The organism is Cyanobium gracile UHCC 0139 (assembly GCF_034931325.1).
GTDB lineage: Bacteria > Cyanobacteriota > Cyanobacteriia > PCC-6307 > Cyanobiaceae > Cyanobium > Cyanobium gracile_B.
Genome location: NZ_JAYGHX010000004.1, coordinates 149622 through 169498, shown reverse-complemented (window position 1 = coordinate 169498; position 19877 = coordinate 149622). Strand labels below are relative to the sequence as shown.

Here is a 19877-nt window from a genome sequence, read left to right as displayed (position 1 = left end):
GGCGCCGCCGCCGAAGGGGTCAGTCCTCCAGGTCCTTGCGGCTGGGGGAGCGGGTGGGATCGCTGGCCAGGAAGCCGAAGACGAAGATCCCGATGAAGAAGAAGACGACGGAGTAAACCGAGATCTTGAGAGCGAGCATGGTCTGTCCGGCGGGTGACAGGGAGTGACAGGCGCCGGTACGGGTCTCGATGACCCCTCGGCAGCCGCATCATCTTATGGGTGGTGGTTGGCCATCCAGGCTGTCCGATGCCGTTTGGCGGGGGCAACCGGCTCCGATTGAAACGTTTCGGTCACGTTCCCCATGCCCCGGCCCCTGGATCTCCAACCCCTCTGGCAGGCCGACCAGCCCGGGGGCGGAAGCGGTCCGGCGCTGGGGGGGGCGTGGGGACGCGACCACCGTCCTGACTGGGCGGCCCGGGGCCTGATCATCTGGCCGCGGGGTGGCCAGTGGTGCCATCTGAGGCTGCGCTGCCCATGCCCGGAGGCCTGGGCCCCCCTGGCGGCGGGGGCCCGGGCCCGGCTGGCGCTGCGCTGGTGGGCCGACAGCGCCGAGCTCTGGGTGGATGGCGAGCGCATCCACAGCGGCGATCTGTTCGACACCGCCTGCCGCTGGCCCCTGCCCGAGCGCTGGTGGCGGGGGGAGGCCCTCGATCTGGAGCTGCGGCTGCGCAGCCCCCTGCACGACGACGGCGCCCTGATCAGCAGCCGCATCGAGCTGGAGCCCCTGGATCCGGCCGATCCCCTCGGCCTGCTGGCGGCCACCGCCGCCGAGCTGCGGGAGCTGCGCCGTGAGCACCGCCACGACGGGGAGCCCGGGGAGGGGGTGATTCAGGTGCTGGGCCACGCCCACCTCGATCTGGCCTGGCTGTGGCCGGTGGCCGACACCTGGCAGGCGGCGGAGCGCACCTTCACCTCCGCCCTCGATCTGATGGAGCGCTTTGGGACGCTCCACTTCGGCCATTCCACCCCGGCCCTGTATGCCTGGCTGGAGCGCCACCGGCCGGCCCTGTTCGAGCGGGTTCGCCGGGCGATGCGGGAGGGCCGCTTCGAGCCGCTCAACGGGCCGTGGGTGGAGAGCGACTGCGTGCTGCTCTCCACCACCTCGCTGCTGCGCCAGTTCCAGGAGGGCCAGGCCTACAGCCTGCGCAGTTTCCCGGAGTGGAGCCACCGGCTCGCCTGGCTGCCGGACAGCTTCGGCTTCGCCGCCGGCCTGCCGGCGCTGGCGGCGGCCACCGGGGTGCGCTGGTTCTGCACCCACAAGCTGGCCTGGAACGCCACCAACCCCTTCCCCCACCGGCTGTTCCGCTGGCGCAGCCGCTGCGGCGCCGAGGTGCTGGCCCTGATGACGGCGCCGATCGGCACCGACGGCGATCCGGTGGCGATGGAGCGCTACCGGCTGCAGTGGCAGCAGGCCAGCGGCTGCGCCGATGCCCTGTGGCTGCCCGGGGTCGGCGACCACGGCGGCGGGCCGACCGCCGAGATGCTGGAGCAGCTGGCGCTCTGGCAGGAGCAGCCCGTGGCCGCCGGCCAGCGCCACGGCACCCTGCGCTCCTATCTGGAGCCGTTGGAATCGCTGGCGGGGCAGCTGCCGGTGTGGCGCGACGAGCTCTACCTGGAGCTGCACCGCGGCTGCCCCACCAGCCGGCCGGACCAGAAACGCCACAACCGCACCCTGGAGCGGCTGCTGCGGGAGGCGGATCTGGTCGCGGCGCTCTTCGGCCGGCCGGCGCCGGCCGCCGCCGACGACTGGCGCACCCTGCTGTTCCAGCAGTTCCACGACATCCTGCCGGGCACGGCGATCCCGGAGGTGTTCGAGCAGGCCGAGCCCCAGTGGCGGGGCGCCCGGCGTCGGGCCGCCCGCCGCCGCGACCGGGTTCTGCGGCGGGGCCTGGCGGCCGAGGCGACCGGCGCCGCCACGGCCGGGACCGCCGCTGAGTCCTGGTGCGTCGTGCAGCTGCAGCCGCTGCCGGCCCAGCCCCGCACCCTGCGGCTGCCGGCCGGCGACTGGTGGCTGGCGGCGGAGCACGGCGAGCAGCGGCTGGCGGGCCAGCCGGCCCCCGGGGGCGGCCAGTGGCTGCAGATCCCTGGCCTTGAAGGAGTGGGGGTGCGGCGCCTGCGGCGGCAACCGGCGTCCGCCGGCAGCGAGCGGGCTGCGCCCGTGGCGGGGCCGGTCCGCCTGGAGCGGGTCGCCGGCGGCGGGCCGGACCACTGGCGGCTGGGCAACGGCCTGGTGTCGGCGCTGATCGGCCCGGCGGGGGTGGAGCAGCTCTTTGATGGAAACGGCCGGCCCCAGCTGGCGGGGCCGCTGGCCTGGTGCCGCTGGCGCGACCGGGGCGAGTTCTGGGATGCCTGGGATCTGGCCGCCGACTACCGCGAGCACCCGCTGGAATGGAGCTGGCAGGGGGTCCCCCAGTGGCTGGAGACGGGGCCGCTCTGCGCCCGGTTCGTCTGGCGCGGCCGCTGCGGCGAGAGCCCGGTGCGCCTCGACGGCCGCCTGCTGGCGGGCAGCCCCTGGCTGGAGCTGGTGCTGGGCACCCAGTGGCGGCAGCGCCACGAGCTGCTGCGGCTGGAGATTCCCCTGGCCGATCCGGCCTGCCGCTGGGCGGCCGACACCGCCGGCGGGGTGATCGAGCGGCCGGCCACGGCCCGCACCGCCCGGGAGCGGGCCCGCTGGGAGGTGAGCGCCATCAGCTGGATGGCCGCGGTGGGCCCCGGCCGCGGCGATGGGCTGGCGTTGCTGCTGGATGGCCCCCAGGGGGTGTCGGGGACGGCGGAGCGCCTGGGGGTGTCGCTGCTGCGGGCGCCCACCTGGCCCGATCCCGGCGCCGACAACGGCTGGCAGCGCCAGCGGCTGGCCCTGCTGCCCTGCCCCGGCGGCTGGCGGGCGGCCGCCGCGCCCCAGCAGGCCACCCGGCTGCGGGAGCCGCTCTGGTGCCGGCCGATGGCAGCGGCCGGCGGCGCGGGCGCTGGGGAGCCGGCCGAAACGCTGTTCCCCTCCCTCGGCGAGGACCTGCAATTGGTGGCCCTGCGGCCCCTGCCGGCAGAGGACGGCACCGAAGCAGACCGCGCGGTGAATGGCAGTGAGGTGGAGGCGGGCGACGTACTCCTCAGCGTCCAGAACCTGGGGCCCTGCCGGCGGCGCTTCTCACCCGGCCCGCACTGGAGCGTGCTGGGGGCCTGCGATGCCCTGGGCCAGCCTCTGGTGGCTGGTGAGCGGGAGGATCCGCCCGGCGAAGGGCCCGAACCCCTGGCGCTGGGACCGTGGCAGCTGGGGCACTGGCGGCTGGGGCGAGGGCCGGCGGGGAGCGCGACGGCTCAGTCGTCGTGATCGTCGAAGGGGTCGGTGAGGCCCTTGGACGGCGGCCCGAAGGCGGTGTACACCCCGAAACCGGTGAGGGCCAGCAGCACGGCGAGGACCGCGAGGGCCACGGAGAGGGCGGGGGAGGTGCTGGCGGCGGGATCCATGGAGGGGTCTCAGGCGGGGGAGGGGTCGCGGGGCCGGGGGGCTTCCGTCACAACTCTCGACAGCCCAACTCGGTGCGGCCGGCAAGACCCTTACAGTAAGCACCGCGATTCCGTGCCCGAGAGGTCCGAGCTGCCATGGCCCAACGCACCCGTCTGGGAAACCTGCTGCGCCCCCTGAACTCCGAGTACGGAAAGGTGGTGCCCGGCTGGGGTACCACCCCCGTGATGGGCGTGTTCATGCTCCTCTTCCTGGTGTTCCTGCTGGTGATCCTGCAGCTGTACAACAAGTCCCTGCTGCTTGAGGGCATCAACGTCAACTGGAACGGCGTCGGCTGATTCCTCTCGCCCCCTGTCCATGAACATCTTCGGCATCGGTCTGCCCGAGATGGCGGTGATCGCCGCCATCGGACTGCTGGTCTTCGGACCCAAGCGGCTGCCCGAGCTCGGCAAGACCCTGGGGCGCACCCTGCGCGGCTTCCAGTCGGCCTCGCAGGAGTTCGAGAAGGAGTTCCGCACGGCCGTGGGCACCGAGCAGCCCATCGACATCTCTGGTCCCCCTGCCGCCGTGCCGCCTGCGGCCGAACCCGCCGCGATCACGCCCGCTGCTGACGCGGCAACGCCGGCGGCGGTGGTCGAGGAGAGCGCCGCACCCTCCAACGGCCCCGCCAGCTGAGGACGGCCATCCGTTGGATCTGCAACTGCTGGTGGGCCTGGGCAATCCCGGCCCCCGCTACGCCGACACCCGCCACAACGTCGGCTTCATGGTGCTGGAGCGGCTGGCCCGCGCCGGCGGCGCCAGCTTTCGCAACCAGGGCCGCCTGCACGGGCTGCTGGCCGAGACCGGCCAGGGGGAGAGGCGGCTGCGGCTGCTGATGCCCCAGACCTTCATGAACGACAGCGGCCGCTCGATCCGCGCCGCCCTCGACTGGTTCCGGCTTGAGCCCGCCCAGATGCTGGTGCTGGTGGACGACATGGACCTGCCCCTCGGGCGCCTGCGGGTGCGGGCCGCGGGCGGCGCCGGGGGGCACAACGGCCTGCGCAGCACCATCGCCCACCTGGGCAGTGAGTCCTTTGCCCGGTTGCGGATCGGCATTGGTGCGCCGGGCGAGACCCCCGAGGAGCGCCGGGCCCGCACGGTGTCCCATGTGCTGGGCAAGTTCTCCGCCGCCGACCGGCCGGTGCTGGAGACGGTGCTGGAGGAGGTGGAGGCGGGCATCGACCTGATCCGGCGGGTGGGGCTGGAGAAGGCGGCCAACCGTTTGAACAGTTTTCGTGCCGATCCGCCGCCATCCTGAGAGCATCGATCGACACCGACGCCACCCCCGCCACCCGCCGCAGCCCCCGCCTCCCGTGAGCCGCCTTCCCGCCACCACCGCCCAGCTGCGGGTGCTGCGCCAGAGCTTCAGCCCCTGCCTGCTGGAGGGGGAGATCAGCGCCGGCAGCTTCCAGTGGCGCTTCCGCTGGGCCTTTGATCGGGGCGAGCTGCAGGTGGAGCCGTCCCTGGGGCGCGCCCTGATCCAGGACGCCCTGCTGCGCTTCCTGCTCAAGGCCGACTACCAGCTCGAACCCGGCGGCGACTACGTGTTCACGGTGCGGGCGTCGTTCTGATCAGCTCCCATCCCAGGCGCCGCTCCAGCAGCAGCTGGGCCACCACGTCGTCGTAATCGCGGGGGGGCTGGCGCAGGCCCAGGGGCAGGAGCCGCCGCCAGCCCCGGGCAGGGAACAGCTGCCAGTAACGGCGCCGCGCCGCCAGGGTGGTGCCGCGCTCATCCACCAGCTCCACCGGCAGCAGGGGCTCCAGGCGCCGCCGCCAGGGGCCGCTGCCGGTGCCGTCGCCGATCACCACGGCCGCCAGGCCCTGCTGGCGGTGCCACCGCTCCAGCCGCTCCCAGGCCGCTTCCGGGGGCAGCACCAGGGCCTCACGGATCTCGCGGCGCTCGGGGTCGGTGAGCACCAGGCCGCATTTGCTGCGGCCGGGATCGAGGCCCGCCAGGGGGCCCGGGCCCGCCAAAGGAGCGGTGGTCACGGCCGTCCCGGCCGGGTGGCTCCGGCGCCACCCGGCCGGAGCCAGCGCAGCTCCACCCCGATCGGGTCGGGGGTGTCGGCGTTCTGGAGGGCCACCGCCTCGAGGTTGGCGGTGACGCCGGCGGGGCGCTCGCTGAGTTCCCGGGCCAGGGCGTTGAAGCCGGCGGCATCGAACTGGAGGCCGTTGACCAGGGTGCCCTGGCGCTGGGCCTTGGCGAAGGCGGCGGCCAGCAGCAGGTTGAGGCGGCTGCGGACGGCGTCGATCTCGCGCACGTCGGGCTCCAGGGCGGTGCGGGAGAGCACCTCACCCTGCTCCACCACCTGGCGGTTGGGGCGCAGGTCGGGGAAGGCCAACACCTGGGCCTCGCCCCGCAGCACGTTGGCGGCCGAACGGATGCTGACCACCCAGACGCCCGGGGTGGCGAGCAGCGATTCGAGCCGGAGGATGTCGCTGCGGGGCACCAGCAGGATCTGGCGGTTGGGGGGCTGGCCGGGCAGCAGCTGCTGGAAGGCGGCCCGGTTGGCCTCCTGCAGCAGGGCATCGATCACCTGGCGGGCCTGGTCGGGCCGCTGCAGCTGCACCTTGGCGGTGGCCAGGGGCTGGCCGCTGGCGATCACCACATCGCCGCGGCGCAGGGCGATGACGTTGGTTTCCAGGTCCTTGAGTTCCTTCTCGCCGGCGGCGATGCGACGGCGCACATTGGCCAGTTCGGCCTCGGTGCGGCGGATCTCGGCGTCCCGGCCCTGCACCTCCCGGCTGAGCCGGGCCCGCTCGGCCTCCAGCCGGGCGCGCTCGGCCTGCAGGGGCTGGAGCTCGCGGCGCAGGGTGTCGACGCGGCGCTCGGCGGCCAGCAGCTGGTCGCGGGCGCGGCGCTGGCTGGCCAGGGCCTGGTCACGGCGCCGCTCGGCGGTGATCAGATCGAGGCGGCTGCGCTCCAGCTCCCCCCGGGTGCGGGTCAGCTCGCCTTCATTGCGCTTGAGGGCGGCGCGGCTGTCCCGCAGGCGGTCCTGGATCTGGTCGAGCTCGAAGAGCCCCACCCGCAGGCGCTCGCTCACCAGCAGCATCAGCCCCAGCGACACGGCACTGATCAGGCTGCCGGTGAGCACCGTGATCACCACGGCGGTCTTGCGGGGCCGCAGGTTGAACAGGCTGAGGCGCGCCTTGCCGACGCGGCTGCCGAGCCGGTCGCCCAGGGTGGAGAGCACTCCGCCGAGCACCAGGAGCGCGAGGATCAGCAGCCAACCCGACACCTTCCGAGCCCCGGTTCCGCGATCCACCAAGTATCCCTGCCGGTGGCCTCACGGCACCCGGCTGGGGCCGCCCGATCAGCTGAACCGCTTGGCCAGGGCGATGGGGTCGAAGACGGTGATCTTCTTGCGGTCGATCTGGACCAGGCCGTCGTTGCGCAGGTCGCCAAGGAGGCGGGTGATGGTGACTCGGGTGGAGCCGATCGCCTCGGCGATGGCCTGGTGGGAGAGGCGCAGGTCGATGGTGATCCCCTCGGCGCCGGGAACGCCGAAGTCGCGGCAGAGCACGAGCAGGAAGCTCACCAGCCGGGAGGACATGTCCCGGTGGGTGAGGGTCTCGATCATGGTCTCGGTCTGGAGGATGCGGGAGGAGAGGCCCTGGAGCAGCAGCAGGCCGACGCTGGCGTCCTGCTCAATGGCGCGCCGCACCGAGGTGGCCGGGGCCGTGACCATCTCCACCCGGGTGAAGGCGATGGCGTGATAGAAGCGGTCGGAGCGCTGGCCGGTGAGCAGGGAGAGCACTCCGAAGAGGCTGTTCTCGCGCAGCAGGGCCACGGTGATCTCCTCGCCCGACTCGTAGACACGCGAGAGGCGCACGGCGCCGCGCCGCAGCAGGTAGACGCGCTCGGCCGGGTCGCCGGGGAAAAAGATCGTCTTGCCGCGCTCGATGGTCTCGACGCTGCTGCCGGCCAGGCCGCGGATCACGTCCAGCAAGGTGGTGGCCAGGGCGCCGGGGGCGCCCATGGGGGTCACGGAGCCGGGGGATCCGCTGGAAGGGCTGCTGGGGTAGCGGCTGAAGCCACGCGTAGCGCCGACCATCAAGGCGTGGCGATTGGTGATGAACCTATGGATCGGTCTGGCCGATCCATGTAGCCAATGACACTCTTTAGCCGGTCGTGGTGCCTGGCGCCACAGCCAGGGCCTGGCGCTGGGCCTCCTGCAGGTCCCGCAGGCCCGGTTCGGCCAGATCCAGCAGGGCGTCGAGGCGGGAGCGGGAGAAGGGGGCGCCCTCGGCGGTGCCCTGGATCTCCAGCAGCCGGCCCTGCTCGTCCATCACCACGTTGAGGTCGACCTCGGCGCGGGAATCCTCGGAGTAGTCCAGATCCAGCAGGGCCACACCGTCCACCAGCCCCACCGACACGGCCGACACCTGCTGGCGCAGGGGCGAGGCGGCCAGCACGCCCTGGTGCTGGAGGCGCTCCAGGGCGGCGGCCAGGGCGATCCAGGCGCCGGTGATCGAGGCGGTGCGGGTGCCGGCGTCGGCCTGGAGCACGTCGCAGTCGACCAGCAGGGTGCGCTCGCCGAGGGCCTCCAGGTCGAGGGCGGCCCGCAGGCTGCGGCCGATCAGCCGCTGGATCTCCTGGGTGCGGCCGGAGAGCTTCATCAGCTCGCGGCCCTGGCGGCTGGGGGTGGAGGCGGGCAGCAGGCGGTATTCGGCGCTGAGCCAGCCGCTGCCGGAGCCCTTCCGCCAGCGGGGCACCTCGGGATCGAGGCAGACGCTGCAGAGCACGCGGGTGCGGCCGGCGGCGAAGAGCACCGAGCTGAGGGCGAAGCCCATCGGGTCCCAGTCGACGGCCACCGGGCGCAGGGCGTCGGCGGCGCGGCCGTCGTTGCGGGGGGCGTCGGCGGGAGTGGTCACGCGGCCTTTGGCGGAGCCGAGCCAGCGTAGGCGCCGCCGGTGGTACGTCTGTTCCCAGCCACTACCGATGGTGTGCCGGGCTGGCGAGGGCCGCTACATTCGGGAGGTGAGCGGCCGGGGCGATCCGTCCGGACCTTTCACACCAACGCTTCCGTGGGGTGTCCATGACCGCCAGCCTCATCGACCCCGGCCACCCCCGGCGCACGGCCGCCCCGGCGCGCCCGGAGCCGCTGGCCCTGGTGCCGCCGCTGCGGCTGGTGAGCCAGCCGGAGGGGCTGCTGCAGATCCACACGGCGCCGTTCCGGGGCAGCTTCGCGGCGGTGTTCAGCCAGGCCCTGCGCAGCGCCGGGCTGGGCAGCCGGGTGTTGGTGAGCCAGTTCCTCAAGGGGGGCGTGGAGCAGGGGCCGGCGGGCAGCCTGACGCTGTGCGGCCGGCTGGAGTGGCTGCGGCCGGGCACGCCCCACTGCCTCGATGGGCCGCCGGGCTCGCAAGGGGAGGAGGGGGCCACGGCCGAGGAGGCGCTCGAAGCGGTGGCGGAGGTGTGGGAAGTGAGCCGCGAGCGGCTGCTGAAGGGGGATCTGGATCTGCTGGTGCTCGATGAGCTGGGTCTGGCGATTGCCCTGGGCTATCTGAGCGCCGAGGCGGTGATCGAGGCGCTTGAACAGCGGCCGGCCCATCTGGATGTCATCCTGACGGGCCCCTCGATGCCGGCCAGCCTGATGGCGATGGCCGATCAGGTCACCCAGTTGCGCCGCGGCGGCTGACGCCATGCTCAAGAACGACCACTGGATCAACGAACAGGCCGCGGCCGGAATGCTGGAGCCGTTCCAGCCGACGCTGGTGCGCCACCTAGATCCGGAGGGCCGGACCGGGCCGGTGCTGAGCTTCGGGTGCTCGTCCTACGGGTACGACCTGCGGCTGTCGCCGAAGGAGTTCCTGATCTTCCGCCACGTGCCGGGCACGGTGATGAACCCGAAGCGGTTCAATCCGGCGAACCTGGAGCCGGCGCCGATGCACAGGGATGGGGACGGCGAATTTTTCATTTTGCCGGCCCATTCCTACGGACTGGGGGTGGCGCTGGAGAAGATGAAGGTGCCGTCGAACATCACCGTGATCTGCCTGGGCAAGAGCACCTATGCGCGGCTCGGCATCATCGTGAACACCACCCCCGCCGAAGCCGGCTGGGAGGGCCACCTCACCCTGGAGTTCAGCAATTCCTCCGGCGCCGACTGCCGCATCTACGCCGGCGAAGGCATCTGCCAGCTGCTGTTCTTCGAGGGCGACCCCTGCGCCACCACCTACAACGACCGCCAGGGCAAGTACCAGCACCAGCCTGAAAGGGTGACGCTGGCGAAGGTTTGAGGGGATGAACAGTTGGTTATCGGGTCCGACTAAATCGCCAGTCTGGGACGGGGCCATGGCGCTCAGGGCCTGCGGTGGAGAGGTTCCGGGGGAATTGCCGGCGCTGCAGCTTCTTCTTAAGCGGCTGAGAGCCTGCCTTTTGGGTGGTTATCGGAACCGTCATAAACAAGTGGCCATTTCCGAAGATGGGGATCAGCAAAGTGAGAGCTGAGATGAGAAGCGATTATGGAAGAATGCGATGAATAGCCAACATACCGACCTCACGTTCTTTACGAATGGGTCGAACCAGACCCTGCTGGATCGCTTCAAGGCTACACTGGCGGATACGCATCTTTTTGATGTTCTGGTCGGCTATTTTCGCGCCAGTGGTTTTTATCAGCTTTATGACAGTATCGAGCCGGTGGAGAAGACCCGTATCCTTGTAGGCTTGGGGATAGACGATGAGTCGAACCGGGCCATTCACGCCTACCGAAGCCAAACTGTTCTGGATTTTGAATCCCATAAAAGCGCCAAAGATCAGTTTCAGCAGAACCTGATCGAAGAGATCGAACAGTCAGAAGAGGCAGATGACAAACTCGAACTGGGGCTGAAGAAGTTTATTGAGTTCCTGAAAACGGAATGTGCCGATTCAGCCAATGACCGCAACCTAGGCGGCAATGGGCGGAAACTGGAAATCAGGGCCTTCCCGTCCAGAAATATCCACGCCAAGGTTTACATCGGCCGTTTTGCTCCGGATGACCGTGATTATGGATTTGTCGTAACCGGGTCGAGTAACTTTTCCTATTCCGGCCTGGTTGCCAACCGCGAATTCAACGTTGAGCTTCGGCAGCGCCGGGATGTTGAGTACGCCCTAGAGCAGTTTGAAGACTTGTGGCGGCAGTCTGTCGACATCTCCGACGATTTTGTCGACGCGGTGCAGAATAAAACCTGGCTCAATGACTCTATCACCCCTTACGAACTCTATTTAAAGCTGATTTATGAGTACCTGCAGGAAGATATCAACCTTCAAGACGATATCGAAGTTTTCCTCCCCGAAGGATTCATGTTGCTGCAATACCAGCAGCAGGCGGTACAGCAGGCGATCAAAAAGCTCAAGGAACACAATGGGGTCTTCCTGGCAGATGTCGTCGGTTTGGGCAAAACCTTTATCGCCGCGCAACTGCTGCAACAGCTCAAAGGGCGAGCTCTGGTCATCTGCCCGCCGGTTTTGAAAAGCTACTGGGAAGAGAGCCTGCACGATTTCCGCGTACCGGCGCGGGTCGAGTCGCTCGGCAAACTGGAGAAGGTGATTAAATTCGGCCTTGATCGGTTTGACTATGTGGTCGTTGACGAGGCGCACCGCTTCCGCAACGAGCGGACCCGTTCCTACGCCGATCTGCACGACATCTGCCGAGGGAAAAAGGTCATCTTGGTAACGGCCACACCACTGAACAACACCATCGACGATATCATTGCCCAGCTCAAGCTGTTCCAGGTGCCCAAGAACTCGACCATTCCCGGCATCCCGAACTTGGAGCGCTTCTTCGCTTCACTGCGCGGCCGTTTCAAAGGGCTGGACCGAACCGATCCAGCATACAAGGAGGCCATTAAATCGGTCTCGCGCGAAATCCGCGAACGTATCCTAAAGCAAGTCATGGTTCGCCGTACCCGATCCGATGTCATGACGTACTTCAAAAAAGACACCGAAAGCCAGGGACTCTTTTTCCCCGAAGTTCAGGACCCCCGCCGAATCATCTACGAATTTGAAGGTGAGCTGGAGGCAACCTTCAACCAGACCATTGGTCTGCTTCAGAATTTCCGTCATGCACGTTATATTCCGCTGCTTTACTACTCCGGCAGCAAGCAGCTTTCCGAATTCGAACGCCAGCAGCAGCGCAACGTCGGCGGCTTCATGAAGGGGATTCTGATCAAGCGGCTGGAAAGCAGTTTTTATGCATTCCGTAAAAGCATCCGACGCTTCATCGAATCCTACGAGCGGTTTATCGGCATGTACGAAGGCGGCACCGTTTATATCAGCAAGCATGTCGATGTGTACGATCTGCTCGACAATGACGACATTGATGTGCTGGAAAAATATGTCGAAGAGGAGAAAGCCGTCAAATACGCAGCCGAGGATTTTCGCGGCGACTTTGGCCCTGACCTTCATCACGACCTGGAACTGCTTCGGCAGGTTGAGGCGCTTTGGAAACACGTCGGTGAGGACCCCAAGCTGGATGCCTTCTCCAAGCAGTTAAAAACGGATCGCGCATTGAAAGAGCGTCTGGTCGTCTTTACGGAATCGAAGGAGACCGGTGATTACCTGTTTGACGAACTTAACCGGCAGTATCCGGGCCGGGTCATGTTCTTCAGCAGCCAGGGCGGACGTGCCGGTTATCCCGCCGTCACCCATAATCCTGCGTTGGCCCGTGACCTCATCAATGCCGCCTTCGACCCCAACCAGAAGGAATATGACGAGAACCTGCGCATCCTGATCACCACTGATGTTCTCTCCGAGGGGATTAATCTCCACAGGGGCAACGTGCTGATCAACTACGACCTCCCCTGGAACCCGACCCGCGTGCTGCAACGCGCCGGGCGCGTCAATCGCCTCGGCACGGTGCATCCCGATATCTTCATCTACAACTTCTTCCCGACCACCCAGGCTGACGTCCACCTCGGGCTCGAAGCCAATGTCACCAACAAGATCCAGATGTTCCACGACATTCTCGGTGAAGACGCCAAATACCTCTCCGACGGCGAGGAGATCGGGAGCCAGGAGCTGTTCGAGACCTTGAACCGAAAGCAGATTTATACCGGTGAAGAGGAAGAAGGCGATTCCGAACTGAAATACCTAGAGCTGATGCGCACTCTGCGGGATGAACAACCGGAGCTGTTCGAGAAGATCAAGCGCCTGCCGAAAAAAGCCCGCTCCGGGCGGAGCGTCGAAGGGCTGGGGGCGAACCAGCTGGTCAGCTTCTTCCGTATCGGCCCCTTGAAAAAGTTCTACTGCACCCAGGAGGGCGAAAGTGGCGAAATCACCTTTATCGAGGCGGTCAACCTGCTTGCCTGTCTGCCCGACACCCCTAGGCACTCCATTCCGAAGGAGTATTACCACTGGCTGGAGATGAACAAGCAGCGATTTGCTTTGGATTCCGTGCAGGAAGAAGAACCAGCCGCCCCCGGCGGCGGCCGCTCCAATGCCAGCTATATCGAAAAGCGCTTGAAGGACAAGGTGTTCCGCAGCTGCAAGAAATTCACCGATGCCGACGAGGAGTTCCTCGATGGCGTGCGCAAGATGATCGCCCAGGGCCTGATGGCGAAAAAGACCGCCCAGACCATCAAGAAAGCCTTCGAAAAAACCCTCGATCCGCTGGAGCTGCTCGCTATCCTGCGCAAGCACATCCGCGCCGTTGATGAGGGGAATGCACAGCCCCAACGCGCCAGCGGCGCACGGCGAGAGATCATTCTCTCCGGCTGCCAGATAGCCGCAGGGGGGAAGTAAGGCATGGATAAAAATCAGGCACACAAGCTGATCCAGCGGCTTTTCTCCCAGAGCTTCGATCTGGAGAGCTACCGGCATTTTGTCCGCAACCTGCTTAACCATTACGAAGATCGCAGCGGGCACTACACCGGCAACTACATCCCCGATGCCTTCAAGCAGCACGTCAACCAGTACTGGCGCATCGGCAAGTATGTCGACCCCGACGGCAACCAGCTTGATCTGCTGGTGGTGGAGGTCAAATCCCTCGCCAAGCTGGAGCGCGCCCGCTCATCCTTGCGCAACTTTGCCGTCAACCGTCTCAAGCAGTTCGAAAAAGAGGCGTCGCTGATCGCCTTCTATGCCCAGGATGATCATGGGGCGGACTGGCGTTTCTCTTTCGTCAAGATCGAGCACGAGGCCTACCAGGATGACAAGGGCAAGGTCAAACTCAAGCAGGAGCTGACCCCGGCGCGGCGTTACTCCTATCTGGTCGGCCAGCACGAAAACAGCCACACCGCCTGCAGACAGCTGCTGCCGGTCCTGGAGATGGACTACGCCGACCCGAAAGTCGAGGAGATCGAGGCGGCCTTCTCCATCGAAAAGATCACTGACGAATTTTTCGACCAGTACAAGGCGCTGTTCCAGAAGCTGGCCGAACAACTCAAGAAACAGACATGGTTCAGGCAAGCTAGCAATGAAGAGACCGACCAGGCGGTCAGTCGCTTCGCCAAGAAGCTGCTGGGCCAGATCGTCTTCCTCTACTTCCTGCAGAAAAAAGGCTGGCTGGGCGCAGCCAAAGGCAAGGCCTGGGGCGAAGGCTCCAGGCGCTTTCTGCGTGAACGCTACCAGCAGTCCGAACAAGTAGGCGGCAACTATTTTCGCGATTTCCTGCAATATCTCTTCTACGAGGCGCTTGCCTGCAAGCGCGATAAACAGGACGACCCCGGTTACTACGACCGCTTCCAGTGCCGGGTACCGTTTCTCAACGGTGGCCTGTTCGAATCCGATTACGACTGGCGTCAAGTCAATATCGAGATTCCCAACAGCCTGTTCCATAACGATGAGAAGACTAGGGCCGGCGATGTCGGCACCGGCATCCTTGATGTCTTCGACCGCTATAACTTCACCATCAAGGAAGACGAACCGCTTGATAAAGAGGTGGCCGTCGATCCCGAAATGCTGGGCAAGGTCTTCGAGAACATGCTGGAGATCACCGAGCGCAAATCCAAGGGTGCCTTCTACACCCCGCGCGAGATCGTTCATTACATGTGTCAGGAGAGCCTGATTCATTATCTGGACAACCGGCTCAACACCTACCCCACCAGCTACGAAGAGCTCGACTCGCCCCAAACCAGCCTGCTGGCCAACACCACAAGCAAGGGGCAACTCAAGCTGAGCTCTGAGCATCAGGACATCAAGGTACCGAAAGCGGACATTGAAACCCTGATCCGCAAAGGCCATTTAGCGCTGGAGAACGACACCCGAGTGCTCAGCAAGGGCAAGGAAACGAAGGATTATAAATTCCAGCTTCCCGAATCGGTGCGTGAACACGCCAATGCCATCGACGACTCCCTGGCCGATATCAAGGTGTGCGACCCGGCCATCGGCTCCGGGGCCTTTCCGGTGGGGCTGCTGCACGAGATCGTGGGTGCCCGACAGGCCCTAGCTCCGCACACCGGCAACAATCGGAGCGCCTACGACCTGAAGCGCCATGCCATTGCCGAATCGATCTACGGCGTCGATATCGACGCCTCGGCGATTGATATTGCCCGGCTGCGGTTGTGGCTGTCGCTGATTGTGGACGAGGAGGACTACGGCACCATCGCCGCGCTCCCCAACCTCGATTACAAGATCGTGCGGGGGGATTCGCTGGTTGGATTCCCGGAAAACTGGACCAGCCCGGCCTTTGCACAGCTTGAAGCCTTGAAAAAGCAATTCTTTGCCGAAACGGATAACGACAAGAAGGCTGCGCTTAAGACACAGATTGACATCCAGATTCAGGAACGGCTGGCCAATTCAAAGCAGGTGTTCGGCCATCAGGTGGATTTCGATTTTCGGCTGATGTTCTCCGAAATCTGGCACAAGAAGGGCGGGTTCGATGTGGTCATCGGCAACCCGCCGTATTTTAATATAGATACATTCGGAGCCAAGTCCCCCATTCAGGAGTTCTTGAAGAAGAACTACAAAGTCTATATGGATAAAAGCGACATCCTTTTTTATTTCTTCGAAAGAGGGTGCAGGATCTCATCTGGATTAGTTGTGCTTATCACATCGAATGCCTTCCTTAACGCCGAGAAAGCAAAAAAACTTAGAACCTTCCTTCTTGAAGGCGACTGGATACGCAGAATCATAAACTTTGAAAACTACATGGCATTCAAAGAGGCAAGCATAACAACAGCGATTAGTCTTTTGCGTAGAAGAGGAGCCCAGCCAAGTTACTTAAATCTACAGAAAGAGACCTACAAGGATGATGAGCTTCTAACGCTAATGGCCCAAGAGAGCAACTACGTTGTTGCTAATGATTGGAACGCTGATGGCTTCACGCTAGCAGATGCTAAGCTCTGGCCGATCATTAAATCCATTGACGGAAACAATCCAAGGCTTTTTGAAAAATATAAAATCGGCAGCGGAATGCAAACCGGTTACAACAATGCATTTGTCTTCAAAGAATACCCAAAAGAATTTCCTTCAGAGTGCATCAAAAAGAGAATTACAGGAGGAATCATTGAAAAATACACATCAAAACCACCTAAAGAATGGATCCTCTACATCGAAGATATTGATCATTTCGAGGACATTCCAAAACCAGTAAAGGATCATTTGACTTATTACAAGAATGAGCTTTCTGGCCGAGCGGATAAAAGAAGGCGGAAAACTGCAAAATGGTGGAACTTTACCTTCCCAATGCATAAAGATCTTTATGCTAACGAAAAGATATGGTGTTCATATCGCGCGCCTGAGAATAGGTTTTGCCTGGATGACACAAATGATTTCATAGGCCTTACTAATACAACGGTGATATTCAACACTAGCAAAACAGTCAATTTTAAATACACGCTAGCTTTGCTTAACTCTGAGGTGGCTACGTTCAGATATAGATTCATAGGTAAAAAAACTGGCAATAACCTTCTTGAATATTTCGAGAATGGTGTTGGGAAAATCCCACTTGTTATAGCTGATACCAGTGTGCAAGAGGTTATATCGATGTTAGTTGAGTTTATACTTAGTCTAAACCGTACTAATCATAAATTGGTTGCTCAGTTTTTCGAGCAACTAGTCCACGGATTGGTCTACGAACTCTACTTCCCAGCCGAACTCATAGCCGCCGGAAAAGACATCCTCCGTCACCTCGGCAAACTGGCCCCCATCACCGACGCACAGAGCTCTGAGGAAAAACTCGCCATTATTCAGCGCGAGTTCGACCGCCTCTACGACCCCCGCCACCCGGTGCGCAACATCATCGAAACCCTGGACAGCGTCGAGGTGGTGCACACCATCCGCGAGGCGTTGAAGCGATGAATCTCAAGGAGCTGACCAAGGAAGTTGCCCTCGGCGAAGATTCCACCCGCCAGTTCAAGGCGGATGTGAATATTGGCGATTCCCAGCCCTTGGAGATGACGGCCCCTGCCAATACCCATGGCGGCACCATCTTTATCGGCGTGTCCGATAACGGTGCGACGCCGGGGCTTTCGCAGCAGGATGTGGCCCGCATCAATCAGCACCTCAGTAATGCCTCCAGACAACTGGTGCGCAGCCCGCTGGCGGTACAGACCGGGAACCTGGCATTGGACAACGGCCGCATCTTTTCGTGCGAACCGTGCCAAAGGGAATCGACAAGCCCTATTTCGACAAGAACGGGGTGATCTGGCTCAAGGCCGGAGCCGACAAGCGGCGGGTGAACTCCTATGAAGAGCTGTGCCGCCTGTTTCAGCTCACCAACCAGTTCCGCGCCGACGAGCTGCCTACCAAGGCAGGGATCGACAAGCTGGACAAGTTCCGCTTTCGCGACTTCCTGCGCGAAATCCACAAGCAGGAGTACCCCTATTCCCCCGCCGTCCTGACCCGGCTATTGCAGAACATGAACCTTGCCTCTGATGGAGGCAATCTGAATCTGGCCGGGATGCTGCTTTTCGTCGAACAGCTGAAGTGTATCGTGCCTCAGTTCGTGGTCAAGACGATCCGCTACCCCGGCAACAACATCCACACCACCGACTATATCGACACGGAGGACTTTTCCGGACTGCTTCCGAAACCCTTTGAGGTGACATTGGCCTTTGTCATGCCCAACCTGCACAAGGTACAGGCCGGGCGCGGAGTGAATGCGCCGGGCTTGCCTGAGACCCTCGAAGTGCTGTTTGGGGAGCTGCTGGTCAACGCCCTGGTGCACCAGGATTATCTGGTCAGCGCTCCGATCCGCCTGTTAGCCTTCGACAACCGCATCGAGATCATCAGCCCCGGCCACCTGCCCAACAACCTGACGGTGGAGAAGATTCGAGCCAGAAACTCGAATATCCGCAACAGGATTCTGGTGTCCTCTGTTACCAAATGGCTGATGCCTTAGCTTGGCCTGGGTTCGCGCATCAGACGGGCGCTGGAGAAATGGACCGCTATCGACTTTGCCGATGTCCACGACGGTTGCCTGTTCACCGCAACAGTGCACCACACGTGGAAAGAACTGCTTTTGACCGAATGCCTGGGAAAAACGCAGGTAGAAATGCTGGTCAACACACCCGACCTGATCATGGCTGACCTCCGGAGAACGCCGCGTTCCACCCTGGCCGAGGTGGCGTCCACCATTGGGAAGTCTGTTTGCGCCGTTGAACGGGCCATCGCCAAGCTGGTTGATGCCGGGAAGCTGTGCCATGTCGGCTTCAAAATAGATGGGTACTTGACAGTCCTCGAATGAGAATCCAGACCATCGAAATCACCAACTACAAAGCCTTCCTCGGCACCCACAAAATTGAGGTCGGCGGCAAGAATGCCTTCATCTACGGCGAGAATGGCAGCGGCAAGAGTTCGCTCTATTACGCACTGAAGGATTTCTTTCAGTCCTCCATGGAGGATATTGACCTCACGAACTTGGAGAATGTCTTCGTCCCGGCTGGGAAAGAAGGCAAGACCGCCGTCAGGGTCACCTTCAAGCCGAATCACCAAAGGCAGAACAAGAAAAAGTCCTATTTGTTCAATGCCGCGATCAATGATGCCCGCGACCCCAGTGACACCAGCATCCGCGACGGCAACAGACTCAAGAGCTTTCTTACCTACAAGCACCTGCTCGCCATCCACCACCTGAAAAAGGATGAAGAAATCAATCTGTTCGACCTGCTGGTCAAGGGGGTGCTCAAGCATTTCAAATACTCGCTGACCCGCGGCAAGGAGCTGGGCGAACTTTGGGCCGATGTCGAAGAGACGATTGCCCGCAGCACCGGCAAGGAATACCCGATCAACAAGAAGAAGGGGGATGTCAACGCGGCGATCAAGGCCTTCAACGAGGCCTTCGGCGAGCTGTTCAAGCCGGAAAGTCCGGAATATATTCTCAGGCACGCCCAGCCGTTCCTTGACTACTTCAGCCACAATCTGGCCTTGCAACTGCGCTTTGCCCAGGTGCGGCCGACCGATGATTACTTGCGGCTGAATGGCGCTCAGGTGCGGGTCGAACTCAGCTACGCGGGCAAGGCCATCGACAAACCCCACCTGTTTCTGAACGAGGCGCGGCTTTCGGCCATTGCCATCTCCATCTATCTGGTCATGATCAAGCGCCATGTGCAGGGCATCCCCTGCAAGGTGCTGTTTCTGGACGACATCTTCATCGGCCTTGACATCGCCAACCGGCTGCCGCTGCTCACCATTCTTGATAACGAATTCCCCGAGTACCAGGTCTTCATCACCACCTATGACAAGCCATGGTTCGAGCATGCACGGGGCTTTCTTGAGCAGAAGATGGCGGACTGGAAAACCCTAGAGTTTTATGCTCAAGCTTGCGCAGATGGCGCGGAAACGCCTTTCATCATGGATGGTACGGATTTCTTTGCCAAGGCAGAGGCGCATCTGAATCGTTGCGATTACAAAGCTGCTGCGGTCTACGCCCGATCCGCTTTTGAAAAGCTGATTCGCATCCATTGCGAGCGCAAAAGTAAAGCCGTTACCTTCAAAACCAAGCTGAAGGATTACAAAACGGAAGACTTTTGGAGAGTCGTCAAAGGTGACTTGCCTGCGACCACCCAAGCCGATATCGAAACCTATCGCCCGCTTGTGCTCAACGCCTTCAGCCACTACAACACGGAGCGGCATGAGATCAAAACGGAACTGATCAGGACGATTCAGGCAATAAAGAACCTCAAGGTAGAGTTGGCGAAGCTATGAGTATGGATTGCATCTTCCGATTAGCGGAATCGAAATAGAAAAATATAGTGAAATGGGTAACGACAGGATCGAGCGGACGTCGCTCCGCGCCACGGCTGATGCTGAACGTCAGCAGTCGAGCCTATTGATTGTTATGTTTAGATGGTCATGAGATAATACCTTGAATGGCATGAAATGTATAATTGTCTTGCTGCTAGTGGCTCGGGTTGAAATGGCAATTTGGTAAGTGTGCCGCCAAAATGCTCCAATCACAGCCAAACACCCTGGCTGCCTGAGATCCATGCGCGGATCAGACCAGAGTGCAAGATACACCAC

The 19877-nt window shown here is 63.0% G+C and carries 19 protein-coding genes; 13 read left to right on the top strand and 6 right to left on the bottom strand.

Annotated features, from left to right (window positions below):
• Positions 1 to 19: 19 nt before the first annotated feature.
• The gene (locus VB738_RS08565; protein ID WP_015109632.1) at positions 20 to 139 is read right to left on the bottom strand and encodes a photosystem II reaction center protein I; all 120 of its coding nucleotides are present in this window, start codon (positions 137 to 139) and stop codon (positions 20 to 22) included.
• Positions 140 to 301: 162 nt separating this feature from the next.
• On the opposite strand from VB738_RS08565, the gene VB738_RS08560 reads away from it, so the two are divergent.
• Entirely contained in the window at positions 302 to 3328 is a 3027-nt protein-coding gene (locus VB738_RS08560) for an alpha-mannosidase (protein ID WP_323305346.1), read from the top strand.
• Here VB738_RS08560 and psbN read toward each other — a convergent pair.
• Positions 3316 to 3465: a photosystem II reaction center protein PsbN gene (psbN, locus tag VB738_RS08555; protein ID WP_015109630.1), complete on the bottom strand. Its 150-nt coding sequence runs from the start codon at positions 3463 to 3465 to the stop codon at positions 3316 to 3318. The genes VB738_RS08560 and psbN overlap by 13 nt on opposite strands.
• A gap of 135 nt (positions 3466 to 3600) precedes the next feature.
• On the opposite strand from psbN, the gene psbH reads away from it, so the two are divergent.
• The 4 genes from psbH to VB738_RS08535 are packed head-to-tail and all read left to right on the top strand — an operon-like array spanning position 3601 to position 5073.
• Entirely contained in the window at positions 3601 to 3801 is a 201-nt protein-coding gene (gene psbH / locus VB738_RS08550) for a photosystem II reaction center phosphoprotein PsbH (RefSeq protein ID WP_015109629.1), read from the top strand.
• 19 nt (positions 3802 to 3820) lie between these two features.
• Positions 3821 to 4138 carry a TatA/E family twin arginine-targeting protein translocase gene (locus VB738_RS08545; protein WP_323305345.1) on the top strand — a complete coding sequence of 106 codons (318 nt, stop codon included), beginning with the start codon at positions 3821 to 3823 and terminating at the stop codon, positions 4136 to 4138.
• 13 nt (positions 4139 to 4151) lie between these two features.
• On the top strand, positions 4152 to 4760 hold the full coding sequence (gene pth, locus VB738_RS08540) for an aminoacyl-tRNA hydrolase (RefSeq protein WP_323305344.1): 609 nt from the start codon (positions 4152 to 4154) through the stop codon (positions 4758 to 4760).
• Between the two features lie 55 nt (positions 4761 to 4815).
• The gene (locus VB738_RS08535; protein ID WP_190611239.1) at positions 4816 to 5073 is read left to right on the top strand and encodes a DUF3146 family protein; all 258 of its coding nucleotides are present in this window, start codon (positions 4816 to 4818) and stop codon (positions 5071 to 5073) included.
• Here the strand turns inward: VB738_RS08535 and VB738_RS08530 are convergent.
• The 4 genes from VB738_RS08530 to rph all read right to left on the bottom strand — a co-directional run bounded on the left by VB738_RS08530 (position 5051) and on the right by rph (position 8377).
• On the bottom strand, positions 5051 to 5491 hold the full coding sequence (locus tag VB738_RS08530; protein WP_323305343.1) for a resolvase: 441 nt from the start codon (positions 5489 to 5491) through the stop codon (positions 5051 to 5053). The two genes, VB738_RS08535 and VB738_RS08530, sit on opposite strands and share 23 nt — an antisense overlap.
• Positions 5488 to 6741, bottom strand: coding sequence for a DUF3084 domain-containing protein (locus VB738_RS08525; protein ID WP_323305342.1), 1254 nt, complete (start codon positions 6739 to 6741; stop codon positions 5488 to 5490). The genes VB738_RS08530 and VB738_RS08525 overlap by 4 nt, the downstream gene beginning before the upstream one ends.
• A 75-nt stretch (positions 6742 to 6816) precedes the next feature.
• Positions 6817 to 7482: a global nitrogen regulator NtcA gene (ntcA, locus tag VB738_RS08520; RefSeq protein WP_416233167.1), complete on the bottom strand. Its 666-nt coding sequence runs from the start codon at positions 7480 to 7482 to the stop codon at positions 6817 to 6819.
• 142 nt (positions 7483 to 7624) lie between these two features.
• A complete protein-coding gene (gene rph, locus VB738_RS08515; RefSeq protein WP_323305341.1) occupies positions 7625 to 8377 on the bottom strand; it encodes a ribonuclease PH in 753 nt (250 codons plus the stop codon).
• Positions 8378 to 8541: 164 nt separating this feature from the next.
• Between rph and VB738_RS08510 the strand changes: the two genes are divergently transcribed.
• The 8 genes from VB738_RS08510 to VB738_RS08475 all read left to right on the top strand — a co-directional run bounded on the left by VB738_RS08510 (position 8542) and on the right by VB738_RS08475 (position 19562).
• Entirely contained in the window at positions 8542 to 9141 is a 600-nt protein-coding gene (locus VB738_RS08510) for a cob(I)yrinic acid a,c-diamide adenosyltransferase (RefSeq protein ID WP_323305340.1), read from the top strand.
• 4 nt (positions 9142 to 9145) lie between these two features.
• Entirely contained in the window at positions 9146 to 9739 is a 594-nt protein-coding gene (dcd, locus tag VB738_RS08505; RefSeq protein ID WP_106220931.1) for a dCTP deaminase, read from the top strand.
• 238 nt (positions 9740 to 9977) lie between these two features.
• Complete coding sequence (locus tag VB738_RS08500; protein ID WP_323305339.1) at positions 9978 to 13220, top strand: SNF2-related protein; 3243 nt, start codon at positions 9978 to 9980, stop codon at positions 13218 to 13220.
• A 3-nt stretch (positions 13221 to 13223) separates the two neighbouring features.
• On the top strand, positions 13224 to 16718 hold the full coding sequence (locus tag VB738_RS08495; RefSeq protein WP_323305338.1) for an Eco57I restriction-modification methylase domain-containing protein: 3495 nt from the start codon (positions 13224 to 13226) through the stop codon (positions 16716 to 16718).
• The gene (locus tag VB738_RS08490) at positions 16715 to 17062 is read left to right on the top strand and encodes an ATP-binding protein (RefSeq protein ID WP_323305337.1); all 348 of its coding nucleotides are present in this window, start codon (positions 16715 to 16717) and stop codon (positions 17060 to 17062) included. Before VB738_RS08495 ends, VB738_RS08490 begins: the two co-directional genes overlap by 4 nt.
• Complete coding sequence (locus VB738_RS08485; protein WP_323305336.1) at positions 17008 to 17760, top strand: ATP-binding protein; 753 nt, start codon at positions 17008 to 17010, stop codon at positions 17758 to 17760. The genes VB738_RS08490 and VB738_RS08485 overlap by 55 nt, the downstream gene beginning before the upstream one ends.
• Before the next feature lie 120 nt (positions 17761 to 17880).
• Positions 17881 to 18105, top strand: a complete 225-nt coding sequence (locus VB738_RS08480; protein ID WP_323305335.1) for a hypothetical protein — start codon at positions 17881 to 17883, stop codon at positions 18103 to 18105.
• Positions 18102 to 19562, top strand: coding sequence for an AAA family ATPase (locus tag VB738_RS08475; protein ID WP_323305334.1), 1461 nt, complete (start codon positions 18102 to 18104; stop codon positions 19560 to 19562). Before VB738_RS08480 ends, VB738_RS08475 begins: the two co-directional genes overlap by 4 nt.
• The last annotated feature ends 315 nt before the right edge of the window (positions 19563 to 19877 follow it).

Bases quoted from the DNA above. Each gene is read 5' to 3' on its own strand.
- VB738_RS08500 (WP_323305339.1), top strand. From the start codon at position 9,978: ATGAATAGCCAACATACCGACCTCACGTTCTTTACGAATGGGTCGAAC.
- psbN (WP_015109630.1), bottom strand. From the start codon at position 3,465: ATGGATCCCGCCGCCAGCACCTCCCCCGCCCTCTCCGTGGCCCTCGCG.
- VB738_RS08510 (WP_323305340.1), top strand. From the start codon at position 8,542: ATGACCGCCAGCCTCATCGACCCCGGCCACCCCCGGCGCACGGCCGCC.
- VB738_RS08490 (WP_323305337.1), top strand. From the start codon at position 16,715: ATGAATCTCAAGGAGCTGACCAAGGAAGTTGCCCTCGGCGAAGATTCC.
- VB738_RS08475 (WP_323305334.1), top strand. From the start codon at position 18,102: ATGAGAATCCAGACCATCGAAATCACCAACTACAAAGCCTTCCTCGGC.
- VB738_RS08495 (WP_323305338.1), top strand. From the start codon at position 13,224: ATGGATAAAAATCAGGCACACAAGCTGATCCAGCGGCTTTTCTCCCAG.
- ntcA (WP_416233167.1), bottom strand. From the start codon at position 7,482: ATGGGCGCCCCCGGCGCCCTGGCCACCACCTTGCTGGACGTGATCCGC.
- VB738_RS08565 (WP_015109632.1), bottom strand. From the start codon at position 139: ATGCTCGCTCTCAAGATCTCGGTTTACTCCGTCGTCTTCTTCTTCATC.
- VB738_RS08560 (WP_323305346.1), top strand. From the start codon at position 302: ATGCCCCGGCCCCTGGATCTCCAACCCCTCTGGCAGGCCGACCAGCCC.
- psbH (WP_015109629.1), top strand. From the start codon at position 3,601: ATGGCCCAACGCACCCGTCTGGGAAACCTGCTGCGCCCCCTGAACTCC.
- dcd (WP_106220931.1), top strand. From the start codon at position 9,146: ATGCTCAAGAACGACCACTGGATCAACGAACAGGCCGCGGCCGGAATG.
- VB738_RS08545 (WP_323305345.1), top strand. From the start codon at position 3,821: ATGAACATCTTCGGCATCGGTCTGCCCGAGATGGCGGTGATCGCCGCC.